This is a genomic window from Aliiroseovarius sp. F20344, from assembly GCF_023016155.1.
Lineage (GTDB): Bacteria > Pseudomonadota > Alphaproteobacteria > Rhodobacterales > Rhodobacteraceae > Aliiroseovarius.
In genome coordinates this window covers 705,252-729,483 of the sequence record NZ_JALKBG010000008.1, presented here as the reverse complement: position 1 = coordinate 729,483, position 24,232 = coordinate 705,252, and the positions used below count along the sequence as shown (strand labels likewise).

The following is a 24,232-nucleotide window of genomic DNA, read 5'->3' as shown; positions in this document are numbered from 1 at the left end:
CACTACCCTCAGTCCAGACGGTTTTGAATGAAAAAGGGACGCCGAAGCGCCCCAGTTTCTTTCTACGCGAATGTCCGCTTAGGCGCGGCGCTGATCCGGATGCAGGCTTGCACCCAAGATGTGTTCAGAGTTGTGGATCACCTGACTTGCATGACCAACAATCAGCGGATCGGGTGCGCGGACCAGATCATAATCCTTATCCGGATAATCAACCGTCGACAGGAAGTGGCGCATGCATTCAAGGCGTGCGCGTTTCTTGTCGTTTGACTTGATAATAGTCCAAGGCGCATCGGCAGTGTGGGTGTAGAAGAACATCGCCTCTTTTGCTTCGGTGTAGTCATCCCATTTCGACAAGGACGCCAAATCAACCGGGCTGAGCTTCCAACGCTTCAACGGGTCATCCTTGCGGCTGTCAAAGCGGCGCTTCTGTTCCTCGCGCGTGACTGAGAACCAGTATTTGTAAAGACGAATGCCCGATCGTGTCAGCATGCGTTCGAACTCAGGCGTCTGCCGCATGAACTCCAAATACTCACTGGGTGAGCAGAACCCCATGACACGTTCAACACCGGCACGGTTGTACCAAGACCGGTCATAGAAAACCATTTCGCCTTCGGTCGGCAATTGGCTGATGTAGCGTTGGTAAAACCACTGGCCGCGCTCTTCATCGGTTGGCTTGTTCAACGCGACAACACGGGCTTCACGCGGGTTGAGATGCTCCATAAAGCGTTTGATCGTGCCGCCTTTGCCAGCCGCGTCACGGCCTTCGAACAACAGCACGAACTTCTGACCCGTTTCACCAACCCAGCGCTGAACCTTTAAAAGCTCAGCTTGAATGCGTGCTTTTTCGGCTTCGTATTCCTTACGGCCCAGCTTGGTATCATAAGGATACTTGCCGTTTTCAAACGTCTCGCGGATTTGATCCGCGCTGACTTTGGGAAAAGGCTTTGCCTGAGTTTCTGGCTTTGCCTCCGCCGGTTTCGCCGGAGTTTTGGCAGCAGTTTTAGGCGCAGTTGTACGGGTCTGATTCACACTCATTCGCATCTCTCCTTATTTGTCCACGATGCCATTAGCACTGCGCGAACCGGCCCGCCTTGATCCGCATCAAAAAATTTGAAGATAGCTTGGCAATCAATCCGATCAGATTAAAAAAGGCCCGCCGATTGGCGGGCCTCTTAGGCAACAGACTTAGTTTGGCCGATCAACCCGAAGTGTCACATGCGCGGTCCCGCGCACGGGCTTGGACCATTTCAATTGAGCAAGCTGCGCACTTGCCCCCTTGTTCACTTCGACATGTGGGTTGTCCCAGACCTGATTGTTGGACCCATCTCGAAGCGCCCCTTCGATCACAACAGAACTGACTGTTCGCGCATTCCCTCCAAATGGAAAATAGTCCGATCCGTCCAATGTCCAGGTGCCGGCGACGGTGTTTTGATTAAACTCCAATGTGACCGGCGACATCGTGCGCTGGTTGATCCCTACAAACGCGTTGTTTTCAAAGGTCACGTCACGCATGCTCCAACCGTCGAGGGTTCCATGGGTGCTCACCACGCCATCAACTCGGTTGATCGTCCCGGCAATGCTTCGGAACACATTTCCAGTAACGTGCAAGCCAGATACATAATGGCCCGTACCAAATGGCTTCACGAGGATCCATTTGAACCAAGACGCTGCGTCAATGCACAAGAACGTATTGTTTGCGATGGTCATCCCGCCGAACGAGTACTCGGACCCGAAATCCGGCTTCTCATCATGCTCGTTGTTCCATTCGATCGAACAGTTATCGATGTAATTACCGGCAATCACCGCATTGTTGTTTTCATAGGTAAATACCATGCCCGGAGTACGTGGGCCGTCGCTGACTTCGTCGCCTTGAAACAGGTGGTTGCCTTGGATGATGTGGTTGGACCCATGAAAAATCATGGAAAGTCCCATGCGCTGGAAGCGGCTGTCGCGGATTTTTGCATCATTGGCGTTTACATTAAACGCGACCGAGACACGATCAGTTGCTGCCAGCCCCTGTTCGCCTGAAATGAACTGGCAACGATCTACGTGAAGATCCTGACACCCGCGCCCGGTCGAAGAAATCGCGTGGTTTTTAGCTTTGATAAAGAAACAGTCCTGGAACACGAAGTTTTCGCCATCCCGCGGCAGCATCACAGCTGAGGAGTGGTTGTTGCACTGGAACTCGACCTCAACCAGGTTCATTCGATTGACCTGCGCAAATCCGCCGAAATCCAACACGTATTTGTGGCGCGTAAACGTATAGCTTTGATTGGTGGCTGCTCCCCAAAGAGGTTGGCTAAGTTCAACCTCAGCAGCGCCTACATTTACCGTTTTCACATAGACCTCACGGCCCACCCCGTTTCCAGCAATGATTGCGCCGGGATCGATGGCTGAGATGTTGGCGACGTTTGTCAGCTTGTAGGGGTTGGCCGGATTGTACTGCGCAGTCGAAGTCGCAACTTCATCATCCCAAGCCGCGCCGCCAATCACGTAGAATTGCCCGTTCTTAATCACACGGCGGATCAGGAACGTGTCCGACGTCGCATAGGCCGCCTGCATGTCAATCGGTTCGGTCACATCGATGCGACGACCGCACATGTCCAGAGTTTCGTGGTCGGCATAGTGTAGCAGTGCCTGAAACGCCTTGCGGAAGCCCAGAAGCTCGGTTCCAAACGCGTCGATATAGGTTGGAAGATCGAAGGAACGTGTCAGCGACAGATACACATTGTCAGCCATCGTCACAGTGCCTTCAAACCGAATATCTGAATGCAGCGTCAGGTTCGACCCAATGTGAAAGACACCTTCCGGCACCAAAAGCGTGCGCCCGGCTGAGGCCGCATCTGCCGCAGCAAAGGCCGCGCGATCATCGGTCACACCATCCCCTGCCGCACCAAAGTCGCGCACATCCACCCAGTCCATCATGTCACGCAGATAGGCGCCTGTAACATCTTCGATGACCATCTCATCAATCCGCACGGCGGCGCCATTGGACCCGGTTAGATCAAGCCCCATATGAGCATAGGCGACATCATCGCCCCACACCATATCCACGCTAGACCGACTGCCCGACCCGATGATGGCGGACACCTCGACCACTTCCCCATAGGCGGTGAGCGGAACTGCCGGACCTGTTTCAACATAGCCCCCGGCATGGCCGCCGCCCGTTAAGCTTGGGCGTGCCGCAATACGCACAGACGGCAAAGGGCCCGAGATCGCTTTGACCTTGGCCCGAACCCGCAGATAACAGCCTTGCTCAAACGGTGTTTGGCCCATGTAGCGTAGTTTCTGGGTGTTTTGATCCTTGAACAGTTCAAGACAGCTGTCGAAGTCCTGATCCGCAGGGACAATGGCCGCGTTGCCCGCCCCATCATAGGTATTCGTGCCCGGGGTGCCGTCTTCGCTTGACCACACATCAAGCCCATCTTCAAACTCTGGCGGCATGAACACCACGCCATCGGTAATCGCCTTGTTCATAGAAACCCCTTTCAGGTCGAAATTCACGCAAGGCCCCGCAACAGGCATGGCGCTCAGCAGACGCGCGTGTTCGGGGCGAGAAACGCCAAAAGGGGTAGCAAACCACGTTTAAGAGGAGTTAACTGCGCCGTACGCCCGCCAGATGCGAACACACCCACACGCAACTCCTCGTTGCTATGTGCCGCATTCAGCCAGCCCGTGATCGGAACCGAAAAACAATATGTGACATGACACAAGATCAATACGGACTGGCCCTTCGCGTCTCTGCGAGCTTTTTCTTCATAGTGATGGTGGTTTGCGTGAAGCTGACCGCAACCAGCATTCCTGTGGGTCAAATCATCTTTTGGCGCAGTTTTGTCGCGATGGCACCCTTGCTGATCTATCTTCACATGACGGGTGATCTGCCGTCCGGGCTGCGTACGAACAGACCGCGCGCTCATATCCTAAGATGCCTTTTAGGGTTGGCGGCGATGACGACATCCTTCATGTCGTTGAAATACCTGCCGGTGGCGGACAGCACCGTGATTGGCTACCTGACGCCCATTCTGATGCTGATCCTCGGCGGTGTCTTTCTGGGCGAGGCGATCACGCGCAACAGGGTACTGGCCGTCAGCGCCGGGTTCGCAGGTGTTGTAATCATGACCCTGCCTGCGATCCTTGTCTCTGAAGGCGCGAGGTCCGAAGGTTACCTAACTGGTGTGGCGCTCGGCCTTGCGACGGCTGTGATTACCGCAATTGCCAAGGTGCAGATCCGACAGCTGACCGCGACAGAACACCCCGGCGCCATCGCCTTTTACTTTGCGCTTGTGTGCACAATTGGTGGCCTACTTAGCCTGCCTTTTGGCTGGGCCAGCCCGGACTTAAAAAGCTACTTGTTCCTGATCGGAGCCGGCCTGTCTGGCGGGCTTGCCCATATCTGTATGACCTTGGGCTTGAAACTGGCTGAGACCGCAAAACTGGCGGGGATCGAGTACCTCTCGTTGGTTTTCGCCGTGGGCGCAGATCTTCTGATCTTTAACATCTGGCCGGGCCTGAACTTCCTACCCGCAACGATTTGCGTGCTCTTCGCCGCCTATTTGGTAAGCTTCAAGGATCACCCGAAGAAACAGCCGCAACCCGTTGAATAAAATGGAAAAGGGCGCCACATGGACGCCCTTTAAGTGATTTCTTATGTAGAGCTATCAAGCCGATGCCAGATCGCCTGCCAGCGCTTTGTCGATCAGGGCTGCGGTTTCCTCGGCCCCGTAAAGTGCTGCGAACCCACCGAACCGCGGGCCCTGGCTCGCACCCAGAAGAACCTCGTAAAGCGCTTTGAACCAGTCGCGCAGGTTCTCGAACCCGTGCAGTTTGCCCAGCGCGAAAACAACCGATTGTAGGAACTCGTCCGATCCGAAATTGACCTCAGGCAGCGGGTCGTCGTTGCCCATCATCTCGTTCTTACGCGCAATCGCATCGAGTGCCGTATCCCCGTCCCGGAGCGCACGTGCCAGCTCTTCCAGCGCGCCACGTTCCTGATCGGTTGGCAGGCGGAACACCTTCTCGGGCTCGACGAAGTCTTCGTAGTATTTCACGGCATAGCCCGCCGCCGCATCCAGATCCGGGTGCGTTTCTGGTGTCGCGTCCGGCGCATAGCGCTGGATGAAGCCCCAAAGCTGCGTTTTGTCATGGGCATGCGCCACAGATGCCAGGTTCAGCAGCATCGAGAACGGAACAACCAAGTTTGACACCGGCACGTCTCCGCCGTGAATGTGCCAGACCGGATTGTTCAGCTGCGCCTTCAAGTCTTGCTTGTGATAGGCATTCAGCTGCTGGTGATATTCGTCCATCGCCTTGGGGATCACATCAAAATGCATCCGCTTGGCGGTCTTGGGCTTCAGGAACATGAAGTACGCCAAGCTCTCGGTCGAGGCATAGCTCAGCCATTCATCAATCGAAATCCCGTTGCCCGAAGTTTTCGAGATCTTTTGCCCATTGGCATCCAGAAACAGCTCATAGGTGAAATGCTCCGGCGCGCGATGGCCCAGAATGCGGCAGATCTTGTCATAGATCGGCGTGTTGGTGGAATGGTCCTTGCCATACATCTCGAAGTCGACTTCCAATGCGGCCCAGCGCGCACCGAAATCCGGCTTCCACTGCAGCTTCACGTTGCCGCCGGTCACGGGCAGCGTCCATTCTTTACCGTCCTCATCATCAAAAGTGATGGTGTGGTTCTCGGCGTTCACCTCTTTCATTGGCACGTAGAGTACTCGACCGGTTTCCGGGTGAATCGGTAGGAAGATCGAGTATGTCTGACGGCGTTCTTCACGCAGGGATTGCAGCATCACCTCCATGATGTCGTCATACTTCTCAACCGCGCGCTTCAGCACTTCGTCAAACTGGCCCGAGCCGTAGAATTCCGTGGCGGAGTAGAAGTCGTACTCAAACCCGAACGTATCCAGGAACCGGCGCAGCATGGCATTGTTGTGATGGCCAAAGCTTTCATGGGTGCCGAACGGATCCGGCACAGACGTCAGCGGCTTTTGCAGATGTTCATGCAGGCCTTCGGAATTGGGCACATTGCCCGGCACTTTGCGCATCCCATCCAGATCGTCCGAAAAACAAATCAACTTTGTCGGAATGTCCGAGATCACCTCGAACGCGCGCTGGATCATCGTGGTGCGCGCAACTTCGCCGAAGGTCCCGATATGCGGCAGACCCGACGGACCATAGCCAGTCTCAAACAGCACATATCCCTTCTCCGGCGCACCCTTTTGATAACGTTTGAGCACCCGGCGCGCTTCTTCAAAGGGCCAGGCTTTCGAACTCATCGCGGTGTCACGCATTTCGGACATGTGTTTTCCTTTCTTGGCGCGCTTATTGCGCGTGATCACCTCCCTATTGCGAAGGGGTCGCGGGGTCAATATTCTGCACTGCAACGAATAGGAGCGAATACGTGCAAGATATCCCCCACTCCCTCACGGCCCAAGACAGCTTGATCGCTGTTATGATGGCGGTTTCCGCGTCCGATGAAGAGATCACATCGGCCGAGCTTTTGACCATCGAACGCATCGTCAACCACCTACCGGTTTTCGCAACCTATGACCCCGATCGGTTCAAGACCGTTTCTCAAACCGTCTTTGATCTGTTTGCTGTCGAAGATGGGCTGGATGCCCTTTTTGGCCTTGTGCGCGACAATCTTCCCGAAAACCTGTGGGAAACGGCCTATGCGCTGGCATGTGATGTTGCAGCCTCTGATGGCGTGATGCACGGGCCGGAAATTCGCATCCTTGAAGAAATCCGATACGAGCTGAGCATTGACCGTTTGCATGCGGCAGCCATTGAACGGGGCGCACGGGCACGCCATATGAACCTGTGATCGACGCAAACCCTGCGTCGTCTAATCTTACAACATAGATGGGAAGGGCCGTCATGCTCGACAGCTTTGCAATCACCCGGCGCTGGCCGGCCAAAGACGCGAATGTCATTCAGCTTTATTCGCTGCCCACGCCAAACGGCGTCAAGGTCTCGGCGATGTTAGAAGAAACCGGCCTTCCTTATGAGGCGCATCTGGTCAACATCATGGATGGTGATCAGTTCACGCCGGAGTATCTGTCGCTGAACCCGAATAACAAAATCCCTGCCATCATCGATCCAAATGGCCCGGACGGCACCCCCCTTCCACTTTGGGAAACTGGCGCCATTCTGATCTATCTGGCCGAGAAGTCAGGAAAATTCCTGCCGACTGATCCGTCGAAGCGCGCCGAAGTACTTCAATGGCTGATGTGGCAAATGGGCGGCTTTGGACCAATGCTTGGCCAGTTTGGATTCTTCTACGCCTATGGCGGCAAAGACATTGAGGACAAACGCCCAATGGAACGTTACCGCGATGAAGCAAAACGACTGCTCGCTGTTTTGGACAAACGTCTGGACGGGCGCGAGGTTGTTGCGGGCGACGAATACTCCATCGCCGACATCGCCATCTGGCCGTGGGTCCGAGCACTGTTCACTGCTTATAACGCCGGCGATGTCTTAGAGCTTGAGAGCTTTCCGAACGTGCTGCGTTGGCACACAAGTTGTGCAGATCGCCCTGCTTCAAAAATTGCGGTCAATGTACCGCCCAGACCCTGATTGGGGGGTGAGGGGTCAAGAGAAAGAAGCTTTCTGATCCTTCAGCATACAGCCAAAGGCCGGGTTTCGTTTTTAGACGGCCCCGGCTGCTTGAGAGACGAGAATCTGCTTAGAGCCCAAAAGACCGATGCTGCAAGGCGCAGGATTGTCAGCATGCACTTTGCACCAGTTTCTCTCTACGACACGTTCTTCAACAGCGTTTCCGCTGCCAGTCGGCCAAAAGAGTTCGCGGCCTTGGGGCTTGCACCCGTGACCAGACGACGATCAACATGGCATGAAGCATCCGCTTTTGTGTTGGTGATCTGTACGCCCAGTGCGGTCAATTTCTCACACACCCACCACGGCATCGGACCTGGCAGGTAGCCGATCATGGGGGTTTGTTTGTCGACCGAATCTGGGAACACAGTCATCTTGTATCCTTCATACAAGAACCCATTTTCTGTCTTAGCGGCCAATAACGCAGCGGGGCCGTGGCAAAGTGCCAATGTGATTAGGTCCCGTTCATGGGCCCAATGCAGCGCTTTCCCGACATCGGTGTTTTCGGGCAAGCCTAGCATCGCCCCATGTCCTCCGGGAATGTAGACAGCGGCATAAGACACTGCTTCATCCATCTTACTGGCAACAAAGTCTGCAAGGTTGCCAGGTTTCGCAAAGGCATCCGCATAATCGCGATAGAGCCGTTTGACGTCTGCGTCATCCGCAGGCATCGCCCAATCTTCAATGGAGACGGGCGCGCCAGTTGGTGTGACAACGTCAATCACGAACCCTGCGTTCATCAGATGCAGCATCGGCAGGCCCATCTCGACAGGATGGTTTCCCGTCGAGAATTTCTTGCCGTTGGCCATCGTCATGTTGCGTACTTCAGTGCAGATCATCAGAACGCGGTTTTTACTGCCCGTGTAAGGGGTCGCATAAAACCCGCCATCATAATCCGTGGTGGGCGATGTGCCCAACTTGATCGCCAAGGGGGATGGGCTAAACGCGCCGTCGATTGTGGGTATTGGGGTCGCACGGAACAGTTTGCGTAGGATACCCATATCAGTTGACCTCAGTGACGATGGTGTCACGGGATTTGCGGACTTTACCCATTGGGGCCAGCCAATCGCCACTTTCGTCGCGATAGCCCAATGGCATCAACACGACTGACCGCAAACCGCGACCCTTCAGGCCAAGAATTGCGTCCACGGCATCGGGGTCAAAACCTTCCATCGGCGTGCTATCCACCTCTTGCTCGGCAGCTGCGACCAGTGCAATGCCGAGTGCGATATAGGCTTGGCGTGCAGCGTGGGCGTAATTGGTCTCGGCGTCGCGCGGCAAGTAGTTGGACTTCAGATTATCGTAATAGGCATGCAGCATCGGCAGGTCGCCACGTTCCGCAACGTTCAGATCAACAACGTGGTCGATCCGTTCAGCCGTGTAATTATCCCACGCCGCAAAGACCAACAGGTGAGAGGCATCGGTGATCTGTGCCTGATCCCAAGCGACTTTTCGGATTTCTCCCAAGACATCGGGGTTGGTCGCAACAAACACTTCGAATGGCTGGGTACCGCTGGATGTTGGCGCCATACGTATCGCCTCGACTATGGCATCAACCTTATCCTGCGGCACAGCTTTAGACGGGTCCATTTTCTTGGTGGCGTAGCGCCAGTTCAAAAGATCATTCAGAGGCTTCGAGGTCATGGGTCTGGTCCTATTGTCAGCGCCCCAGCAGGGCAGTATATATTTGTGACTGACTACCTATGGGGAACCACACTGTGCCGCAAGAAGGCACATGTCTGACCCTCGGTTACATAAAGGGAACCACCATGCTGGACGATAAACAATGCCCCGATTGCAAACGCATCAATGAGGTGCTGTCGCGTGTTGGCGATAGGTGGAGCGTGCTTGTCGTGATCTCATTGGCCGAATACGGTACGCTGAGGTTCAATGAACTCAAGCGCAACCTTGGCATCTCGCAGCGCATGCTAAGTCTGACACTGAAAGAGTTGGAGCGCGACGGCCTTGTGAACCGAACCTATCACCCGACAATCCCACCTAAAGTCGAATACAACCTGACCGAAATGGGTCAGTCATTCCGAGAACCCGTCAGTGCCTTGGGCTATTGGGCACTGGAAAACCTATCCAAGATCGATGCCGCGCGGGCAACTTATGACGAGGCCGTCGAATCGTAGGCTCTCCTTCGAAGAGTCTTGGTCGCGCCAAAGAAATCAGACATTGTTGTTGGCGATGCGAATTCATTCATTGTCCGCAAAGCCGACCTCCCGCCCCTTTACGTTCCAAACAACACTGACCATCGCGCAATCAGATCGTGTTGCAATCTCCGCGATCGCCTGCTCCAACCGCGTGCGCCTTGTGGGCGCTCGCGAAACGCGCGTTGAATGGCGCTACGGCGCTCCATATCGGCAGTGAAAATTGCAAAAGCCAGCTCTCGCCCATTCGGCGTGGTCGCATAACCCGCTAAGGACGACACGAAGTTCAGCGTCCCCGTCTTTGCGCGAATGGTATGGCTTCCACCATCAGGCAGAAGCTCAGACTTCGGCGGGACATTCTTCAGCAACGGCGCCAGATCGCCATCCGGTGAGGTTGCAATCAGGGCCCGCACCATATCGCGTGCGGTGATCTGTGATTGATCGCTTAAACCGCTGTGATCGACGAAACTCAAGCGGCGGGTTCCAAGCGCCTCCTTCGCCCAAAAGGACATGGCAGTTGCCGAGCTGGGCAAATCGGCGGGCGCGGCGCCAGCTTCCACACTGGCAGCCATGCCAACCACTTCAGCGGTTAGATTGGTCGAATACTTCAACATGCCCTGCACGATTTCGGACACCGGGGCAGAGTGGTAGGTGGTCAGCACGTTTCCAGTCGTCGCGGCACCTTGCGACACAGGACGCGGCAGATTGATCCCCTGCCCGCGCGCCAAGACCTGAAAGACTTCACCGGCATAAATGTCAGGACGCCGCACGGGCAGCCATCGCGACCCGCCTTTACCCAAAGCCGTCCGGGCCACCGTCCAGCTGTCGACGCCAGATGCGTCCTTGTAAGTGAAAATGGGCGATTTGCGGTCAACAACCTCCATCCGCGCCACTTTAACGGCAGGACGCAGGGTTTCAGACCGGGCATCCATCGCCACGTCCCAGCCCTGCCCCGCACGTTTCCATTCAAAATGCACGCGGTTGAAGTTCAGGTTCAGACCCGAAATCGAGGGGTTGTAGCCAAGGTGGTCTGGCTGCCCCGGATCGATGACGCGCTGGTAAGGAAGATACGCACCATCCACCTTGAAGCTGCCAGTGATCCCGGTCACCCCTTGCGCCTTCAAATCCAGCGCCATCTGCGCCAGACCGTCCGTATCAAGCGTCGGGTCCGCCCCGCCCACAAGGATCAAATCCCCTTGAATGACACCATTCTTAGCAACCCCCGTCGCCATCAAAAGCGTTTCAAACCGATGCCCCCCACCAAGAGATGACAAAGCATATGCCCCGGTGATGGCCTTTGCCACGCTGGCAGGTGGCAGTGGAAGAACAGGGTTTCGAACCTCAAGCACTTCGCCGCTTCGGGCGTCCGCGACCATGAAGCCCAGCTTCCCACCCAGCCCCGCTGCATCAACCAGCATGTCAACGGATGGAAGGCTTCGTTTGGCAAAATCGACGGGCTTTGCCACGGGAAACAGCGACGTCGTCGGGGCATTCGCCAGCACAGGCGAGGCTAAACCAGCCCCAAGTCCTGATAAAAATACGCGTCTAGAAATTGCTTTCGCCATGAGGCGAGTAAACCTTTCATGGTCCGGTCATTCAAGTGCGAAACCCAACGATCAGCAGGTTCTTTCTGACCGGGTTTACCAGTCGCCGCGCTCTCTGATCTCGGACGATGAGATGTCCAGCATCGGCATATTGACCAGACACCAGGCCGGCGCCTGCGCAATACGAAGCCGCTCGGCATCTCGGCCCTTGATCTGTGCAGCCCGATACCGGCGTGCGGCCTTGGACATGCGCGCCTGCCCGCGATCTCCTGGGCGGGCAAGGACGCCAACAGGGACGTTTTCCATGATCCAGTCCCAACGCTCCCACCGATGAAAGCCCGCCAGATTATCCGCACCCATCAACCAGACAAAATGCACCCCGGGATAGAGCGAGATCAGAGCTTCCAACGTCTCAGCCGTGTATCGGGTGCCGGTATGGGCTTCGATCTGCGTGACCTCTACGCGCGGATGCTGCATCACGTCACGCGCATGCGCCAGACGTTGATCAAGAGGCGCAGGACCGTGTTCCTTCAACGGATTGCCCGGCGTCACCAACCACCATATCTGATCAAGCCCAAAGCGCTTCAACGCCTCGCGCGTGATATGTACATGCCCCGCATGGGCCGGATCAAACGATCCCCCCAACAGCCCAATGACCTGGCCCGGGCGCGCATATGGAAAGTTGTAGCGCATCGCGTTTGTTTCGCCGCCTGCCTTCTTGAAGTCAATCAGCAACCGCATCGCTTGACCTACACATTTACCTGACTTAAGTCAGATATCATGTTCAATGACCCAATTTCCCGCATCCGCCGTTTTAGCAGGACTGTCATCGCAGAAGTCGGTGCCCTAGATGCCTCGTTCCTGAACCGTGGCCGCCCCTTGGGCGTTGCGCGCGTCCTGAATGCCATCGGTCATGGCATGAACGATGTTGCAGATTTGCGCAGCACCTTAGGTTTGGACAGCGGATTGATGAGCCGGTATTTGCGCGGCCTTGAAGATGAAGGCCTGATCGAAACCAAGCCCGGCCCCGAAGATGCACGCCGTCGTTTGGCGCACCTGACCAAAGCCGGGCTGGCTGAATTCCAAGCCTATGAAATCCTATCAGATGAGCGGGCGGAAACGATCCTATCCAGGCTGCGTGGCAACGAGGATCTTCTGGCCGAGATGGACAGAATATCGCTTTCCCTTGCACGGGAGAAAACCCGGATCAGCATCGCCGACCCGAACTCTGCCGCCGCAGAACACTGTCTCGCGCAGTATTTCGACGAGCTGGACGAGCGTTTCAACCAATCCTTCGACCGGGAAAACTCGCGCGCACCGGACGCTGATCAACTGGTCCCGCCCAATGGGGCATTTCTTTTGGCCCAATCGGATGATCTGCCGGTGGGATGCGTCATGCTAAAAACGCTCGAACCCGGCATCGGCGAGGTAAAACGCCTTTGGGTCGATCCGCGCACCCGCGGGATGGGTCTGGCCAAACGCCTAATGAAAGAGCTTGAGGATCGCGCGTGCGACATCGGCCTGACACGGCTACGGCTCGACACCAATTCGGCCCTGCCCGAAGCGATCGATCTATACCGCAAGGATGGCTGGTACGAAATCGACCGCTACAATGACGATCCCAACCCGGATTTGTTTTTCGAGAAAACACTCTGACCATTGCCTCTGGCCAGCGGCGCAGGTATCACTCCGGGAACCAAATCTCAGCAAGATCACCCAAGGAATTCCACATGGCCGCTTATCAATATGTCTACCACATGGACGGCGTTTCCAAGACTTACCCCGGTGGGAAAAAGTGCTTCGAGGATATCCGCCTGAGCTTCCTGCCAGGCGTGAAGATCGGCGTGGTGGGTGTGAACGGCACCGGTAAATCGACGCTGATGCGCATCATGGCGGGCATCGACAAGGACTTCACGGGTGAAGCTTGGGCCGCCGAAGGCGCCAAGGTCGGCTATCTGCCGCAGGAGCCCGAATTGGACGCATCGATGGATGTGCGCGGCAATGTCATGCAGGGCGTAGCCGAAAAGAAAGCCATTCTCGAGCGCTACAATGAACTCGCCATGAACTACTCGGACGAAACTGCCGAGGAAATGGCCAAGCTGCAGGATGAGATCGACGCCCAGAACCTGTGGGATCTGGACGCGCAGATTGACGTGTCGATGGAGGCACTGCGCTGCCCCCCCGATGACGCCGACGTCACAACTCTGTCGGGTGGTGAGAAACGCCGCGTGGCGCTGTGCAAGCTGCTGTTGGAAGCGCCCGATATGCTGCTGCTCGACGAACCGACCAACCACTTGGACGCGGAAACCATCGCGTGGCTGCAACAGCACCTGATCGACTACAAGGGCACCATTCTGATCGTCACCCACGACCGGTACTTCCTGGATGACATCACCGGCTGGATCCTTGAACTCGACCGTGGCCGCGGCATTCCCTACGAAGGCAACTACTCGGCTTGGCTGGAACAGAAAGCCAAACGGCTGGAGCAAGAAGCCCGCGAAGACAAATCCAAGCAGAAAACGCTGGAGCGCGAACTGGAATGGATGCGTCAGGGTCAGAAAGCCCGTCAGGCGAAATCCAAAGCCCGTATCGCCGCCTATAACGAGATGGCAGGTCAGTCCGAGCGTGACAAAGTCGGACGCGCCCAGATCGTCATCCCAAACGGCCCCCGTCTGGGCGGCAAGGTGATCGAGGTCGAAGGCCTGAAGAAAGCCATGGGTGACAAGCTGCTCATTGAAAACCTCGATTTCTCGCTGCCCCCCGGCGGCATTGTCGGCGTCATCGGCCCTAACGGCGCCGGTAAATCGACCCTGTTCAAGATGCTGACCGGTCAGGAACAGCCCGACGAAGGCACCGTGGAACTGGGCGACACCGTGAAACTGTCCTATGTCGACCAGTCTCGCGACGACCTGAACGACAATGACACCGTTTGGGAAGCGATTTCCGGTGGCGCCGAAATCATCGAACTGGGCGACGCGCAGGTGAACTCCCGCGCCTATTGTTCCAGCTTCAACTTCAAAGGCGGCGATCAGCAGAAGAAGCTGAACCTCTTGTCAGGCGGTGAACGTAACCGCGTCCACATGGCGCGTCTGTTGAAAGAGGGCGGCAACGTGCTCCTCCTCGACGAACCGACCAACGACTTGGACGTCGAAACCCTGCGCGCACTCGAAGACGCGCTGGTAGATTTCGCCGGCTGCGCCGTCGTCATCTCGCACGACCGTTTCTTCCTTGACCGTATCTGTACCCACATCCTGGCCTTCGAAGGCGACGCCCATGTGGAATGGTTCGAAGGCAACTTCGAGGACTACGAAGAGGACAAGAAGCGCAGGCTGGGACCGGACGCGCTGGAGCCCAAGCGCTTGAAGCATAAGAAGTTTACGAGATGAACAAAGGGCCCCAACTTCGGGGCCCTTTTTCATCAGCGCGAGGCAGCGGATTTGACTTCAAATCCGCGTTCGCGCATAGGTTTAGGACAACGCCAATTTTTAGAGAATTGTTTTGCCCCATCTGAAAACTATCTTGTTTTTCGTGCTGTTCTTTGTTCCCTGCGCTTACATCGCTAACTTTATCTACGCGGTCAAATCAGACGCTTCTGGTGGTACGTTCGGTGACACGTTCGGTGCTGCGAATGCAATTTTTTCAGGCACCGCTCTTATGATGCTTATCTATGCAGTCATTCTGCAGCGAGAAGAGTTAAATATCATCAAGGAAGAACGAAATGACACGAAAAAGCTTCTGAGCGGGCAAGAAAGCATCAATGCTCTGCAAGAAGCAGCTCTACGAAAGCAGAGCTTCGAACAAAGTTTCTTTTCCCTTGTCAGATTGATTTCCGAGGAGCGTCGCTCGCTGGATCGGACAATGAAATACGGCGATTCAACTCTTGCAACGCAAGCAAAATGGCACGTTTATCATTCTGTGAAGAATTCAAATAGTCTCGTGGATTGGGAACTCACGGACGAGATAACCGAGTTCGGCACCCCAGCGAGACTATTGATCACTGCTCATGCGCTACTAGTTGAACAAGACTTTAGCAAACAGGATTCACTACAGTATATTTCTACACTTCATGCACTTATGGACGCTGATTTTGCGAATGTTTTCTTAACGCTTGTTGCAAGATGGAAGAATGGAGATCCACGAGCTGTGAAAGCATTCACCGACGTTCAATGTTTCGATTTTTTGGACGAAGAGCTTAAGGCTTATGCCGACTTTGAGCGTTCTAACTAATTCACCACCCCTTCTCCGCCCCCATCGGGCTCCCCTCATCATCCAACGAGACAAACACCCCCACGGTCACCTTGTGTTTTGACCGCCCCCCGGCGAAAACCCGCCAAACCTCACGCAATCGTTAGAAGCCTGCCTAACGGATGCCTGAATTTCATGTTATCGTTAACAAAGCGTTATGACGAGTTTCTGAAGTGAGGCTGAAACATGGTCGTCTATTATGGCTATCAGAATGCCATCTTTGGAACGCAGAGCACGATCGATGGCTCTGCGTTTGACTACAACTTTGGCCCACCCATTGGCAGTACCTGGAGCTGGTCCGGGACAAGCACCAACTTTGCCGTCAAAGAAAACGACGGTGCCTCCAATTTCAACGGCGACGTGACCAACGAAACAGTTTCGGCACAGGAACAAATCGGCGGGATCTGGGCACAGACGGTCGAGATCGGCGGGACCGACCGGCAGGTTGTCTGGGATTATACGTTTGAAGTCACAGCCGCCGACGGTACCGTCTACCGCGTCGGCGTGATTGATGTTGACCTGAATAATGATGACGATCTGCAGGATGCGGGCGAGGATGGCTATTATCTGGTCTTCCCGGACGGCATTCCACCCGCAGGCACTGATCTGACCGTCGGCCCCATCGTCGAGAACGACAATGGCGCACTGCATTTGGACCTTGGGGCGCAAGTGGTTTGCTTCGCCAAGGGGACACTGATCGAAACGCAGGAAGGCCAGACACTGATTGAGGATCTGGAACCCGGCGATCTGGTGTTGACGCAGACCGGGGATTACCAGCCCCTGATTTGGATCGGTCAGACCACGGTTGCGGCAGAAGGTAAGCTTGCGCCGGTCGTGATTACAAAGGGTGCTCTTGGAAACACCCGCGAGCTGGTCGTGTCCCCCCAGCACGGCGTCGTCATCAAAGATTGGCGTGCAGAGTTTTTATTTGGAGAGGATCAAGTGATTGCGCGGGCGGTTGACCTTGTGAATGGCGAAACGATCTATCGCCGACCGGGTGGCATGATCACCTACTTCCACGTTCTATTCGAACACCATCAGATCATTTACTCAGAGGGTATCCCGACCGAAAGCCTCTATCCAGGTGTCGTCGCGATGGGTGCAGTTTCAGAGGACTGCCAAGAAGAGCTTCTAACGCTGTTTCCAGAGCTGTTCCAAGATGGGGTGTTTGGCACCCCAAAAGCCGCACGGTTCTTGCGTTCCTACGAAGCGATTTGCCTTAGTAAGCACTAAGCTCAGTGCGTCATGCAGTTTGGGTTTTATATCAAACTCGCCAGAAACGCCTGTTTAATTACCTCGGACGGGGGTTGAATTCCCCTCATCGTCCAGCGCGACAAACACAAAAACACCCTCGGTCACTTTGTGCTTTGACCGGCCGCGATCACGTTCGGACCAAGCTTCCAGCGTGATGGACATCGAGGTTCTGCCTACCTTCGTGACCTCACCATACAGACACAAAACGTCGCCCACTTTGACCGGAGAGATGAACTTCATCGCGTCCACCGCCACAGTTGCCACGCGACCGCCTGCGTATTCCGCAGCCAGCACTCCACCCGCGATATCCATTTGGGACAGCACCCAGCCGCCGAAGATGTCCCCGGCCACGTTGGTGTCCTTTGGCATAGCAAGCGTGCGCAGGATGATGTCGCCTTCGGGGGCGGATTGGGTGTCAGTCATCTTGTTGGACATTGGGGGCCTCGTTCTTTGTTGCCCCATGGGTAAGCTGCCCCTGCACCCCATGCAAGAGCGTCTTCACCTGCGACCCTGATCAGGCCACTTTTGCCACGTCGTAAAGCTCGTTCAGTAGGTCCAGCAGAGTTTCCATCTTCTCGGTTCCGAAGCGGGTTTCGAGGTCTTCGTAGATGTCCGCGGCTTTCCCGGCCATGGTGGCGTATTTTTCCCGACCTACTGACGATATCTGCACCCGACGTCGGCGTGCGTCGCTGTCTTCGACCCGTTCGATCAGCTTCTGTTCAGTCAGTGTTTTCAGGATGCGCGACAGGCTGGGCGGCATCAAGACGCAGCGTTCGGCCAGTTCTGTGGCGCAGCAGGCTTTGCCCTCGGCCAGCACGCGGATCACGCGCCATTGTTGAACGGTTAAGCCAATCTGGTCCAGTTCGTGGCGAAATGGTTTGAGGGTTGCCTCACGGGCGTGGAGAAGAGCCAGTGGCAGCGCGCGATCGAGTTTCTTCATCATCTTGTGTCCTTCCGCGGATGGCCGCGTGGATCGTGCTCCAGCCTTTGCGACTGAAGCGGGTTTCAATTTCCTGAACCTCAAGACTAAGAATGAAAGGCGTGTCGCCCATCTGTGGGCGCAGCGCGTCCTCAACCGCGCTGTATAGGGTGTCGGCGATGGCCTCGCGCGTGGCCTCGTCCCGTCCCTGCCCAAGCCTTAGGATCATATCGATGAAGTGATACCCGCCTGCCCCGTCGCCAATGGCGTCGATGTCAGCTTCGAACCCACGCACGCGGATGCCACCAATGGGGCATTGCCCCGTGGCGACCAGTGCAGCGCGTATGGTTTCGGCCAGTGCTGGCAAATCCGCTTGCTGGCCCAGCCCGTTGCTGTATTCGAAAGACAGGTGTGGCATGTTCACTCCTTAACACTGGTAGTAAATACCCGTCTCGTCTAAATTGCAAATCATTGCAGGTGCAACAAGTTGTCTCAGGTCGATACGGTTCCTGCCGCGACCCATGCATCGAACTCGGCCAGGACCCGATCCGAAAATGCGGCGTCGTTGATATGCGCGTCCAGCTCGATCAAGGTCAAGTTGTCTGGGCAATGTGCACGGATCTCGTCGATAAACGCCGAAAGCCCTTCGGCGTCGTGCAGCGGGCCACCAGGTCGATCCCATTCGTTGCCGCCCTGAAGTGGTAGGATAAGGTGCACCGGACCTTTCGCGCCTGCAAGTTGTGTGCACATGGCCCGCGCCATCTCGCGCCGTTGGTCAGGTGTCATCATCACCGATGACAGCAGCCGGTTATGCGCGTGCACTTCTTGCCCTGCCAGTTTCTGCGGGACGTCCTGCCAGCCGATAAAATCCACAAGGTCATAGCAGCCAATGGACACCATTTGCGGCGTACCAGACGCGCCCGCATTGGTCATTCTGTCGGGACCGGCAGAGATCGTGGATCCCATAATGTGATTGCCCAGCTCTTGCGGCGCGAAATCCAGAACGGCGGCAAAAGCGCCTTCCGCGGCCAAGCTTTCAAAGGCCCGTCCACCCATGCCCGTGGCGTGGAACACCGCAACCTCAAACCCTCGTTCCTCCAGAGCAGGTTTCAGACTGACCATATAGCGCAGCACGGTTTTCCCGAAGCTGGTCATTCCGATGAGCGGCTTTTTGGTAGCAGGTTTTTCCACTGCTCTTGCAGCACCCAGAACGGCTCCGGCGGCTTGTGACAACGACGCTTTGCAGATCGAGTTCAACCCGTAAAGCCCCCCCGCCCACAAGATCATCTGCACATCCGCAGGAAGACGTTCCGGTGGGATCAGGGGCGAGAAGCTGACAGTGGACACAACGTATTTCGGCACCCCAATCGGCAACGCCTGACACAGATCCAGTGCCGCGTCCGTGCCCATTGTGCCACCCAGCACGATCAGACCGTCAAACACGCCTTCACGGTAGAGTTTCAACGCCAAAGCGGCAGAGCCTTGCGCCATGATCTGCATCGCGGTGTTCTCGTCCCCGCTGTCAATGGCCGCCTTGATAGAGGAACCACCCGCCTCGGCCACATCATGTTTGGAATAATCGCACGGCGCGCTTGGATCACCCAGAACCGAGATGTCCATCGTCGCCACCCCACCACCATGCGCCCGGATCACATCGGCAATATAGTTCAACTCGTCATCTTTGGTGTCATAGGTCCCAACGACCAGAATTGTCTTGTCGCTCATAGCTGCATCCATGCTGTTTTGAGGTCGAAATACTTATCGAAGGCGTGCATCGACTTGTCATGGCCATTGCCCGATTGCTTGACACCGCCCAAGGGAACGGTGCCATCCGCGCCACCGTAGGTGTTCACGTGCACGACGCCCGCTTGAATGTCGCGCACCATGTTATGCGCGCGGCTGAGGTTTGAGGTCCAAACCCCTGCAGCCAAACCGAAATTCGTCGAATTGGCGATGGCGACCGCTTCTTCATCCGTCTTGAACGGCGTGACGGCCAGCACCGGCCCGAAGACTTCGTTTTGGGCCACATTGTGCTCAGGCTTTACGCCTTTCAGCACGGTCGGCTCCATGAAATAGCCGCCCGTGTCTTCCATGATCCGCGTGCCGCCAAGTGCAATCTCGGCACCCTCATCCACGGCTTTCGTCACGAAGCTCAAATTGCCTTCCAGCTGCGTCAGATTATTCACAGCACCGATGTTGGTGGTCAGATCCAGCGGATTGCCAACTTTCATGGCAGCGGCTTGGCGTGACAGCGCCTCGACAAATTCGTCGTGGATACTGTCCTCAACCAGCAAACGAGACCCGGCCACGCACACCTGCCCCGCATTGCGAAAGATCCCCGCAGCCGAGACCTTGGCCGCTTGCTCCAAATCCGGCGCGTCCGCGAAGACCACGTTGGGGGATTTGCCGCCCAATTCCAGATAGCAGCGTTTCAGGTTCGAGCGGGCCGAGTATTCCAACAGCCGCCGCCCGACCCCGCCCGATCCGGTAAAGACCAGAACGTCAACGTCCATGGACATGGCCAGCGCCTCGCCCGTGACGGACCCGGCCCCGGTGACGACGTTCAAGACACCATCGGGCAATCCGGCTTCGCTGGCCAATTCGGCCAGCCGAAGCAAAGTCAGGGAGGCGGTTTCGGCGGGTTTCAACACGACCGAATTGCCCGCCGCCAGTGCAGGCGCCAGTTTCCACGCGCCAATCATCAGCGGGAAGTTCCACGGCACAATCGCACCAACAACGCCCACGGGTTCCTTGTGGACAAGGCCCAAGATGCCGGGCGCGGTCGGGGCTATCTCGCCATATACTTTGTCCAAAGCCTCGGCATAGTAACGGAAGGTGCCCGCCGCCGAACCGGGTTCGGCTTTCAGGGCCATACCAATTTCGGTCCCATTGTCGCGCACGCCCAGAACCGCCAGTTCCAGAGCATTCTGCTCAATCAAGTCCGCCAATTTGTGCAGAACCTTCTTGCGATGCGCTGGGGCTGCGCGTGACCAGCGTCCATCGTCAAACGCCCGCCGTGCTGCCGCCACAGCCCGATCCACATCCGCAGCGGACGCCCGCGCGATTGTGGTCAGTCGTTGTCCGTCAATCGGCGAGAGAACGTCTTGCGCTTCGCCCTCAGCTTCTTTCCACGCTCCGTCAATATATAGTTTCTGCGGCGCGACAGGATTGCGGGAAAGCTCGTTGATGCGTGACTGGTCTGCCATTCGTCAGTCTTTCTTTCTTTGTAGTCCAGCCAAACCCGGCGGAAATGCAGGAGAAGGACTAGGACAATCATTCCAAACAGTATCGCCGCAATGGGGCGATCAATGAAATCAAGAGGGGTCTTCACGCGCGCCATGGCGCTGCGCAGTTTCACTTCCATGATGCCGCCCAGAACCATGCCCAAGACGATGGGCACGACGGGCAGTTGCATGCGTTTCATGATGAAGCCGAAAATGCCAAAGGCTGCTGCGACGATGCAATCGGTCAGCGAATTGCGAAGGCTGTAGACGCCCACGAAGCTGAGGATCAGGATGCAGACGCCCAGAAAGCGATTGGGAATCTTCACCACTTTAATCAGCTGGTTGGTTGCCACCAAAAGGAAAGCCACCACCAGCACGTTCAGGATCAAAAGCGCGAGGTAGAGCGCAACCACAAAGTCCATGTCATTCTGGAACAGCTGTGGGCCGGGGATGACATTGTGGACATAGAAGACAGACAGCATCATCGCCGTCAGCGCCTCGCCCGGAATGCCCAGCGCCAGAAGCGGCACCATGGCGGCACCGGGGACGGCGTTGTTGGCAGTCTCGGCTGCGATCAAGCCTTCGGATGAGCCATGTCCAAAATCCTCAGGCCGTTTCGAAGACTTCTGCGCATAGGTGTAAGACATGAACTGCGCGGTGAACTCGCCCACGCCCGGGATCATGCCCATCACCACACCGAACGTGGCCGAGATACCCGCGATGCGCGGGTGGCGGGCGAGTTCTCGGAAACCCTGAAAGAAGCTGCCTTTTAGCTTGGTCAGGCGCACTTTCTCGTCGTCGCCATGCAACAGCGTAAAGGCTTGGCTCAAAGCAAAAAGGCCCAGCACCACGACGATCAGGTTCACCCCGCCCGACAACCAGCTTTGGTCAAACGTATAGCGTTTTGAGTAGCTCGCCGGGTGCAAGCCGATCGTGTTCAACCAAATGCCAAAGCACGCCATGGCGGCGGCAATCAGCGTGTGTTTGCGATGCGCCGTAACGACCAGAATGATCCCCAAAAGCGCTGCCAAGAAGATTTCACGCGAACCAAACATGGGCGCGATTTTCGCCAAGATCGGGGCGAATAGGATCAGGCAGACGACAGAAAAGATGCCCCCAAAGAAAGACGAGCTATAGGCCAGCGACAGTGCGCGCCGTGCCTCGCCCCGCGTGGTCATAGGGAAGCCGTCATAGGTGGTCAGCGCGTTCACCGCCGTGCCCGGCGTGTTGATCAGTATCGCGGGGATCGAGCCCCCATACATCGAACTGCCGTAAATACCCAAAAGCACCGTCAGCCCCACGATGGGGTCCATGGAAAATGTCGCGGGCAGCAAGATCGCGATGGCAACCGCAGGTCCTACACCGGGGATTGCGCCGATCAGCACACCGCCGACAGAGCCCACCAGAAGGGCGAGCACCACGTCCCATCGTGCTAGGTACGATGACGAGGCCTGCACCTGTGTGAGGAAATCGTAGATAAGATCCATGAGGCCCTCAGAAATTCAGGATAAAGAACGAACGCAGCGCGCCCGGCAGGTATTCATAAAGCGCAGCCCCAGGGATTTTCACTTGCAGGAAGCTTTTGAAAATCAGCACGACCACAACGGCAAAAACGACCGACGTCCAGAGCATCAGACGCGAGCGATACCCAACCCGCCATGTCAGTATCGGGGCAAACACCATTGTTACGGGCAGGTAGCCAATGATCGGCACCAACAGCACATAGGCCAAGAACCATCCGGCCCATTCAAAGACCGAGGCCCAAACCTTCGCCTCACGTCGGTCCGTCCAGTGTTGATAAAGCCATGTAACGCGGATCACGGCGACCAGAAACACCATCGGCGCCGCTGCAATTGGGCCAAGCCACAGTGCCAGACCTGCCGCAAGAAATGCCCAGAACAGACTTTCCGCCCATTGGAACCAATCTGCCTCACGCATCCACCTAGGAAGGCGGCGTTGTTTGCGTGGCAGGTGCCAGAAATGCAGCGCCGTGAACAGCACCATGCCGCCCACGCCAATTCCCGGCCAAAACCGGGGTTGCGCAAAAAAGTCTTTTCCCTTCAGCCACTTGGTCTGATCCCCTATGGCCGCCAACAGAAGCGTCGCACAAATCAGAAACAGGGCCGCGAACAACACCTGACCCCGCTGGGGCCGATCAGGATGTTCAATAATCTCATCGCTCATTTCAGAGGGCATTCCTTGCGCCAGAAGGTCGGTCTGTGCGTAACGCGGGGCCAGCCAAAGCCAGCCCCGAGCGTATTATTCGTCCAGTCGTTATTCGAGGATCTTGCCGATCGCCGCACCAGTTTCCTGATCCGTGGCGATGCGTGCTGCCGAAGCTTCAGCATCCATCCAGTAAACCAGCGCGCCGGTTTCCTTGGCAACCGCCTGCGCACGTTCGCTCATCACGGTTTTGGACGCGACGGCGGCGATCTTCTCGCGCACATCAGCCGGTGTATCCTTGGTCACGAACAGACCGTTCCAAAGCGCGATGTTCAGGCTTTCATCCAGCTCGCCGATGGTCGGCGTGTCGGGCACAAGGCTGATGCGTTCGTCGGTGACAGCCATCAGCACCTTCACGTCGTCAAGGCAAGGCAGGATCAGTTGCAGCGTGGTGTTGATCACATCCGCGTCGCCCGAGGCCAGCGTGTTACAGTCCAACGCGTCAAAGGCTGCGTCCGACCCCCACTCAAAGCCAGCGTTCTTCGAATAGGCTTTGGTCACCTGTGTTGGTGTCAGGACGTCCCCGAAGTGACCCAGCGCTACGTCGTTTTCTTTCGCATAAGCGGCCAGCTCTTCCATCGAGCTGTAGGGCGCGTCGCCCTTTGTGGCGATCACGAACGGATAGGTCAAGAATATGCCAATCGGGTCGAACTTGGCAGGCGCCAGTTCGTCAATTCCAATCTCGTGGCCGATGACGGGCACGGCGGGCACGAAGCTGCCGATGGTGTAGCCATCTGCCGGGGCCGTTGCGACGTCAATTGCGCCGGGGAATGGGCCACCGCCGCCACCGGGCTTGTTCACGACAGCCGCCGACACGCCGTACTCTGCCTGAAAATCCTCAGCGATCATACGCGTCAGAACGTCTTCAAGATCACCCGGAGGCCACGGCACAATGAAGCTGACCGGCTTTTCCGGATATTCAGCCATGGCAGGTGCAGCCATCATGGATGCGGTTACGGCCAGCGCGCCAGCCAGAATGGATTTGGTGTTCATGACGGTCTCCCTGTTTCGTCAGATAATCTTGCTTGTTGGTTCATTATTCAAACCATT

The 24,232-nt window shown here is 56.4% G+C and carries 23 protein-coding genes; 8 read left to right on the top strand and 15 right to left on the bottom strand.

What is annotated here, in order from left to right; translation table 11 throughout:
- Nucleotides 1–78: 78 nt before the first annotated feature.
- Nucleotides 79–1,041: a polyphosphate kinase 2 gene (ppk2, locus tag MWU55_RS12505; RefSeq protein ID WP_246936500.1), complete on the bottom strand. Its 963-nt coding sequence runs from the start codon at nt 1,039–1,041 to the stop codon at nt 79–81.
- Nucleotides 1,042–1,185: 144 nt separating this feature from the next.
- Nucleotides 1,186–3,477, bottom strand: a complete 2,292-nt coding sequence (locus MWU55_RS12500) for a glycosyl hydrolase family 28-related protein (RefSeq protein WP_246936499.1) — start codon at nt 3,475–3,477, stop codon at nt 1,186–1,188.
- Nucleotides 3,478–3,704: 227 nt separating this feature from the next.
- Here MWU55_RS12500 and MWU55_RS12495 point away from each other — a divergent pair, with 227 nt between their 5' ends.
- The gene (locus MWU55_RS12495) at nt 3,705–4,604 is read left to right on the top strand and encodes a DMT family transporter (protein ID WP_246936498.1); all 900 of its coding nucleotides are present in this window, start codon (nt 3,705–3,707) and stop codon (nt 4,602–4,604) included.
- Between the two features lie 54 nt (nt 4,605–4,658).
- Here the strand turns inward: MWU55_RS12495 and MWU55_RS12490 are convergent, their stop codons facing one another.
- Entirely contained in the window at nt 4,659–6,308 is a 1,650-nt protein-coding gene (locus tag MWU55_RS12490; RefSeq protein ID WP_246936497.1) for a lysine--tRNA ligase, read from the bottom strand.
- A gap of 152 nt (nt 6,309–6,460) precedes the next feature.
- On the opposite strand from MWU55_RS12490, the gene MWU55_RS12485 reads away from it, so the two are divergent.
- Together MWU55_RS12485 and MWU55_RS12480 are read left to right on the top strand one after the other, a co-directional pair.
- Complete coding sequence (locus tag MWU55_RS12485; RefSeq protein ID WP_246937903.1) at nt 6,461–6,832, top strand: tellurite resistance TerB family protein; 372 nt, start codon at nt 6,461–6,463, stop codon at nt 6,830–6,832.
- A gap of 53 nt (nt 6,833–6,885) precedes the next feature.
- On the top strand, nt 6,886–7,584 hold the full coding sequence (locus MWU55_RS12480) for a glutathione binding-like protein (protein ID WP_246936496.1): 699 nt from the start codon (nt 6,886–6,888) through the stop codon (nt 7,582–7,584).
- A gap of 176 nt (nt 7,585–7,760) precedes the next feature.
- On the opposite strand, the gene MWU55_RS12475 is transcribed toward MWU55_RS12480, so the two are convergent.
- Nucleotides 7,761–8,621 (bottom strand): DJ-1/PfpI family protein, encoded by an 861-nt coding sequence (locus MWU55_RS12475; RefSeq protein ID WP_246936495.1) that lies wholly within the window; start codon nt 8,619–8,621, stop codon nt 7,761–7,763.
- A 1-nt stretch (nt 8,622) separates the two neighbouring features.
- Nucleotides 8,623–9,264, bottom strand: a complete 642-nt coding sequence (locus tag MWU55_RS12470; RefSeq protein WP_246936494.1) for an NAD(P)H-dependent oxidoreductase — start codon at nt 9,262–9,264, stop codon at nt 8,623–8,625.
- A 125-nt stretch (nt 9,265–9,389) separates the two neighbouring features.
- Here MWU55_RS12470 and MWU55_RS12465 point away from each other — a divergent pair, with 125 nt between their 5' ends.
- A complete protein-coding gene (locus tag MWU55_RS12465) occupies nt 9,390–9,755 on the top strand; it encodes a helix-turn-helix domain-containing protein (RefSeq protein WP_246936493.1) in 366 nt (121 codons plus the stop codon).
- A 98-nt stretch (nt 9,756–9,853) separates the two neighbouring features.
- Here MWU55_RS12465 and dacB read toward each other — a convergent pair whose 3' ends face one another.
- Both dacB and MWU55_RS12455 read right to left on the bottom strand, forming a co-directional pair.
- Nucleotides 9,854–11,338 (bottom strand): D-alanyl-D-alanine carboxypeptidase/D-alanyl-D-alanine-endopeptidase, encoded by a 1,485-nt coding sequence (dacB, locus tag MWU55_RS12460; protein ID WP_246936492.1) that lies wholly within the window; start codon nt 11,336–11,338, stop codon nt 9,854–9,856.
- A 75-nt stretch (nt 11,339–11,413) separates the two neighbouring features.
- A complete protein-coding gene (locus tag MWU55_RS12455; protein WP_246937902.1) occupies nt 11,414–12,010 on the bottom strand; it encodes a nicotinate-nucleotide adenylyltransferase in 597 nt (198 codons plus the stop codon).
- 87 nt (nt 12,011–12,097) lie between these two features.
- Here MWU55_RS12455 and MWU55_RS12450 point away from each other — a divergent pair, with 87 nt between their 5' ends.
- The 4 genes from MWU55_RS12450 (at nt 12,098) to MWU55_RS12435 (ending at nt 16,795) form a co-directional block, all read left to right on the top strand.
- Complete coding sequence (locus MWU55_RS12450) at nt 12,098–12,973, top strand: helix-turn-helix domain-containing GNAT family N-acetyltransferase (protein WP_246936491.1); 876 nt, start codon at nt 12,098–12,100, stop codon at nt 12,971–12,973.
- Nucleotides 12,974–13,047: 74 nt separating this feature from the next.
- Nucleotides 13,048–14,703: an energy-dependent translational throttle protein EttA gene (gene ettA, locus MWU55_RS12445; protein ID WP_246936490.1), complete on the top strand. Its 1,656-nt coding sequence runs from the start codon at nt 13,048–13,050 to the stop codon at nt 14,701–14,703.
- Between the two features lie 142 nt (nt 14,704–14,845).
- On the top strand, nt 14,846–15,544 hold the full coding sequence (locus MWU55_RS12440; protein ID WP_246936489.1) for a hypothetical protein: 699 nt from the start codon (nt 14,846–14,848) through the stop codon (nt 15,542–15,544).
- 204 nt (nt 15,545–15,748) lie between these two features.
- Complete coding sequence (locus MWU55_RS12435; protein WP_246936488.1) at nt 15,749–16,795, top strand: Hint domain-containing protein; 1,047 nt, start codon at nt 15,749–15,751, stop codon at nt 16,793–16,795.
- Between the two features lie 54 nt (nt 16,796–16,849).
- Here the strand turns inward: MWU55_RS12435 and MWU55_RS12430 are convergent, their stop codons facing one another.
- The 8 genes from MWU55_RS12430 to MWU55_RS12395 form a co-directional block, all read right to left on the bottom strand.
- Nucleotides 16,850–17,251 (bottom strand): acyl-CoA thioesterase, encoded by a 402-nt coding sequence (locus MWU55_RS12430; RefSeq protein ID WP_246936487.1) that lies wholly within the window; start codon nt 17,249–17,251, stop codon nt 16,850–16,852.
- Between the two features lie 79 nt (nt 17,252–17,330).
- Nucleotides 17,331–17,756: a MarR family transcriptional regulator gene (locus MWU55_RS12425; RefSeq protein ID WP_246936486.1), complete on the bottom strand. Its 426-nt coding sequence runs from the start codon at nt 17,754–17,756 to the stop codon at nt 17,331–17,333.
- Nucleotides 17,707–18,153: a 5-carboxymethyl-2-hydroxymuconate Delta-isomerase gene (locus tag MWU55_RS12420; RefSeq protein WP_246936485.1), complete on the bottom strand. Its 447-nt coding sequence runs from the start codon at nt 18,151–18,153 to the stop codon at nt 17,707–17,709. Before MWU55_RS12420 ends, MWU55_RS12425 begins: the two co-directional genes overlap by 50 nt.
- A gap of 74 nt (nt 18,154–18,227) precedes the next feature.
- Nucleotides 18,228–19,460 (bottom strand): Tm-1-like ATP-binding domain-containing protein, encoded by a 1,233-nt coding sequence (locus tag MWU55_RS12415; protein WP_246936484.1) that lies wholly within the window; start codon nt 19,458–19,460, stop codon nt 18,228–18,230.
- Nucleotides 19,457–20,824, bottom strand: coding sequence for an aldehyde dehydrogenase (locus MWU55_RS12410; protein ID WP_246937900.1), 1,368 nt, complete (start codon nt 20,822–20,824; stop codon nt 19,457–19,459). Before MWU55_RS12410 ends, MWU55_RS12415 begins: the two co-directional genes overlap by 4 nt.
- Entirely contained in the window at nt 20,806–22,446 is a 1,641-nt protein-coding gene (locus MWU55_RS12405) for a tripartite tricarboxylate transporter permease (protein ID WP_246936483.1), read from the bottom strand. The genes MWU55_RS12410 and MWU55_RS12405 overlap by 19 nt, the downstream gene beginning before the upstream one ends.
- Nucleotides 22,447–22,453: 7 nt before the next feature.
- Nucleotides 22,454–23,143, bottom strand: coding sequence for a tripartite tricarboxylate transporter TctB family protein (locus tag MWU55_RS12400; protein WP_246936482.1), 690 nt, complete (start codon nt 23,141–23,143; stop codon nt 22,454–22,456).
- A 90-nt stretch (nt 23,144–23,233) separates the two neighbouring features.
- The gene (locus tag MWU55_RS12395; protein ID WP_246937898.1) at nt 23,234–24,127 is read right to left on the bottom strand and encodes a tripartite tricarboxylate transporter substrate-binding protein; all 894 of its coding nucleotides are present in this window, start codon (nt 24,125–24,127) and stop codon (nt 23,234–23,236) included.
- Nucleotides 24,128–24,232 lie beyond the last annotated feature (105 nt).

What these genes read in the sequence shown, in the direction of transcription:
- ppk2 (WP_246936500.1), bottom strand. Translation starts at nt 1,041, where the DNA reads ATGCGAATGAGTGTGAATCAGACCCGTACAACTGCGCCTAAAACTGCT.
- MWU55_RS12500 (WP_246936499.1), bottom strand. Translation starts at nt 3,477, where the DNA reads ATGAACAAGGCGATTACCGATGGCGTGGTGTTCATGCCGCCAGAGTTT.
- MWU55_RS12495 (WP_246936498.1), top strand. Translation starts at nt 3,705, where the DNA reads ATGACACAAGATCAATACGGACTGGCCCTTCGCGTCTCTGCGAGCTTT.
- MWU55_RS12490 (WP_246936497.1), bottom strand. Translation starts at nt 6,308, where the DNA reads ATGTCCGAAATGCGTGACACCGCGATGAGTTCGAAAGCCTGGCCCTTT.
- MWU55_RS12485 (WP_246937903.1), top strand. Translation starts at nt 6,461, where the DNA reads ATGATGGCGGTTTCCGCGTCCGATGAAGAGATCACATCGGCCGAGCTT.
- MWU55_RS12480 (WP_246936496.1), top strand. Translation starts at nt 6,886, where the DNA reads ATGCTCGACAGCTTTGCAATCACCCGGCGCTGGCCGGCCAAAGACGCG.
- MWU55_RS12475 (WP_246936495.1), bottom strand. Translation starts at nt 8,621, where the DNA reads ATGGGTATCCTACGCAAACTGTTCCGTGCGACCCCAATACCCACAATC.
- MWU55_RS12470 (WP_246936494.1), bottom strand. Translation starts at nt 9,264, where the DNA reads ATGACCTCGAAGCCTCTGAATGATCTTTTGAACTGGCGCTACGCCACC.
- MWU55_RS12465 (WP_246936493.1), top strand. Translation starts at nt 9,390, where the DNA reads ATGCTGGACGATAAACAATGCCCCGATTGCAAACGCATCAATGAGGTG.
- dacB (WP_246936492.1), bottom strand. Translation starts at nt 11,338, where the DNA reads ATGGCGAAAGCAATTTCTAGACGCGTATTTTTATCAGGACTTGGGGCT.
- MWU55_RS12455 (WP_246937902.1), bottom strand. Translation starts at nt 12,010, where the DNA reads ATGCGCTACAACTTTCCATATGCGCGCCCGGGCCAGGTCATTGGGCTG.
- MWU55_RS12450 (WP_246936491.1), top strand. Translation starts at nt 12,098, where the DNA reads ATGTTCAATGACCCAATTTCCCGCATCCGCCGTTTTAGCAGGACTGTC.
- ettA (WP_246936490.1), top strand. Translation starts at nt 13,048, where the DNA reads ATGGCCGCTTATCAATATGTCTACCACATGGACGGCGTTTCCAAGACT.
- MWU55_RS12435 (WP_246936488.1), top strand. Translation starts at nt 15,749, where the DNA reads ATGGTCGTCTATTATGGCTATCAGAATGCCATCTTTGGAACGCAGAGC.
- MWU55_RS12430 (WP_246936487.1), bottom strand. Translation starts at nt 17,251, where the DNA reads ATGTCCAACAAGATGACTGACACCCAATCCGCCCCCGAAGGCGACATC.
- MWU55_RS12425 (WP_246936486.1), bottom strand. Translation starts at nt 17,756, where the DNA reads ATGAAGAAACTCGATCGCGCGCTGCCACTGGCTCTTCTCCACGCCCGT.
- MWU55_RS12420 (WP_246936485.1), bottom strand. Translation starts at nt 18,153, where the DNA reads ATGCCACACCTGTCTTTCGAATACAGCAACGGGCTGGGCCAGCAAGCG.
- MWU55_RS12415 (WP_246936484.1), bottom strand. Translation starts at nt 19,460, where the DNA reads ATGAGCGACAAGACAATTCTGGTCGTTGGGACCTATGACACCAAAGAT.
- MWU55_RS12405 (WP_246936483.1), bottom strand. Translation starts at nt 22,446, where the DNA reads ATGGATCTTATCTACGATTTCCTCACACAGGTGCAGGCCTCGTCATCG.
- MWU55_RS12400 (WP_246936482.1), bottom strand. Translation starts at nt 23,143, where the DNA reads ATGAGCGATGAGATTATTGAACATCCTGATCGGCCCCAGCGGGGTCAG.
- MWU55_RS12395 (WP_246937898.1), bottom strand. Translation starts at nt 24,127, where the DNA reads ATGATGGCTGCACCTGCCATGGCTGAATATCCGGAAAAGCCGGTCAGC.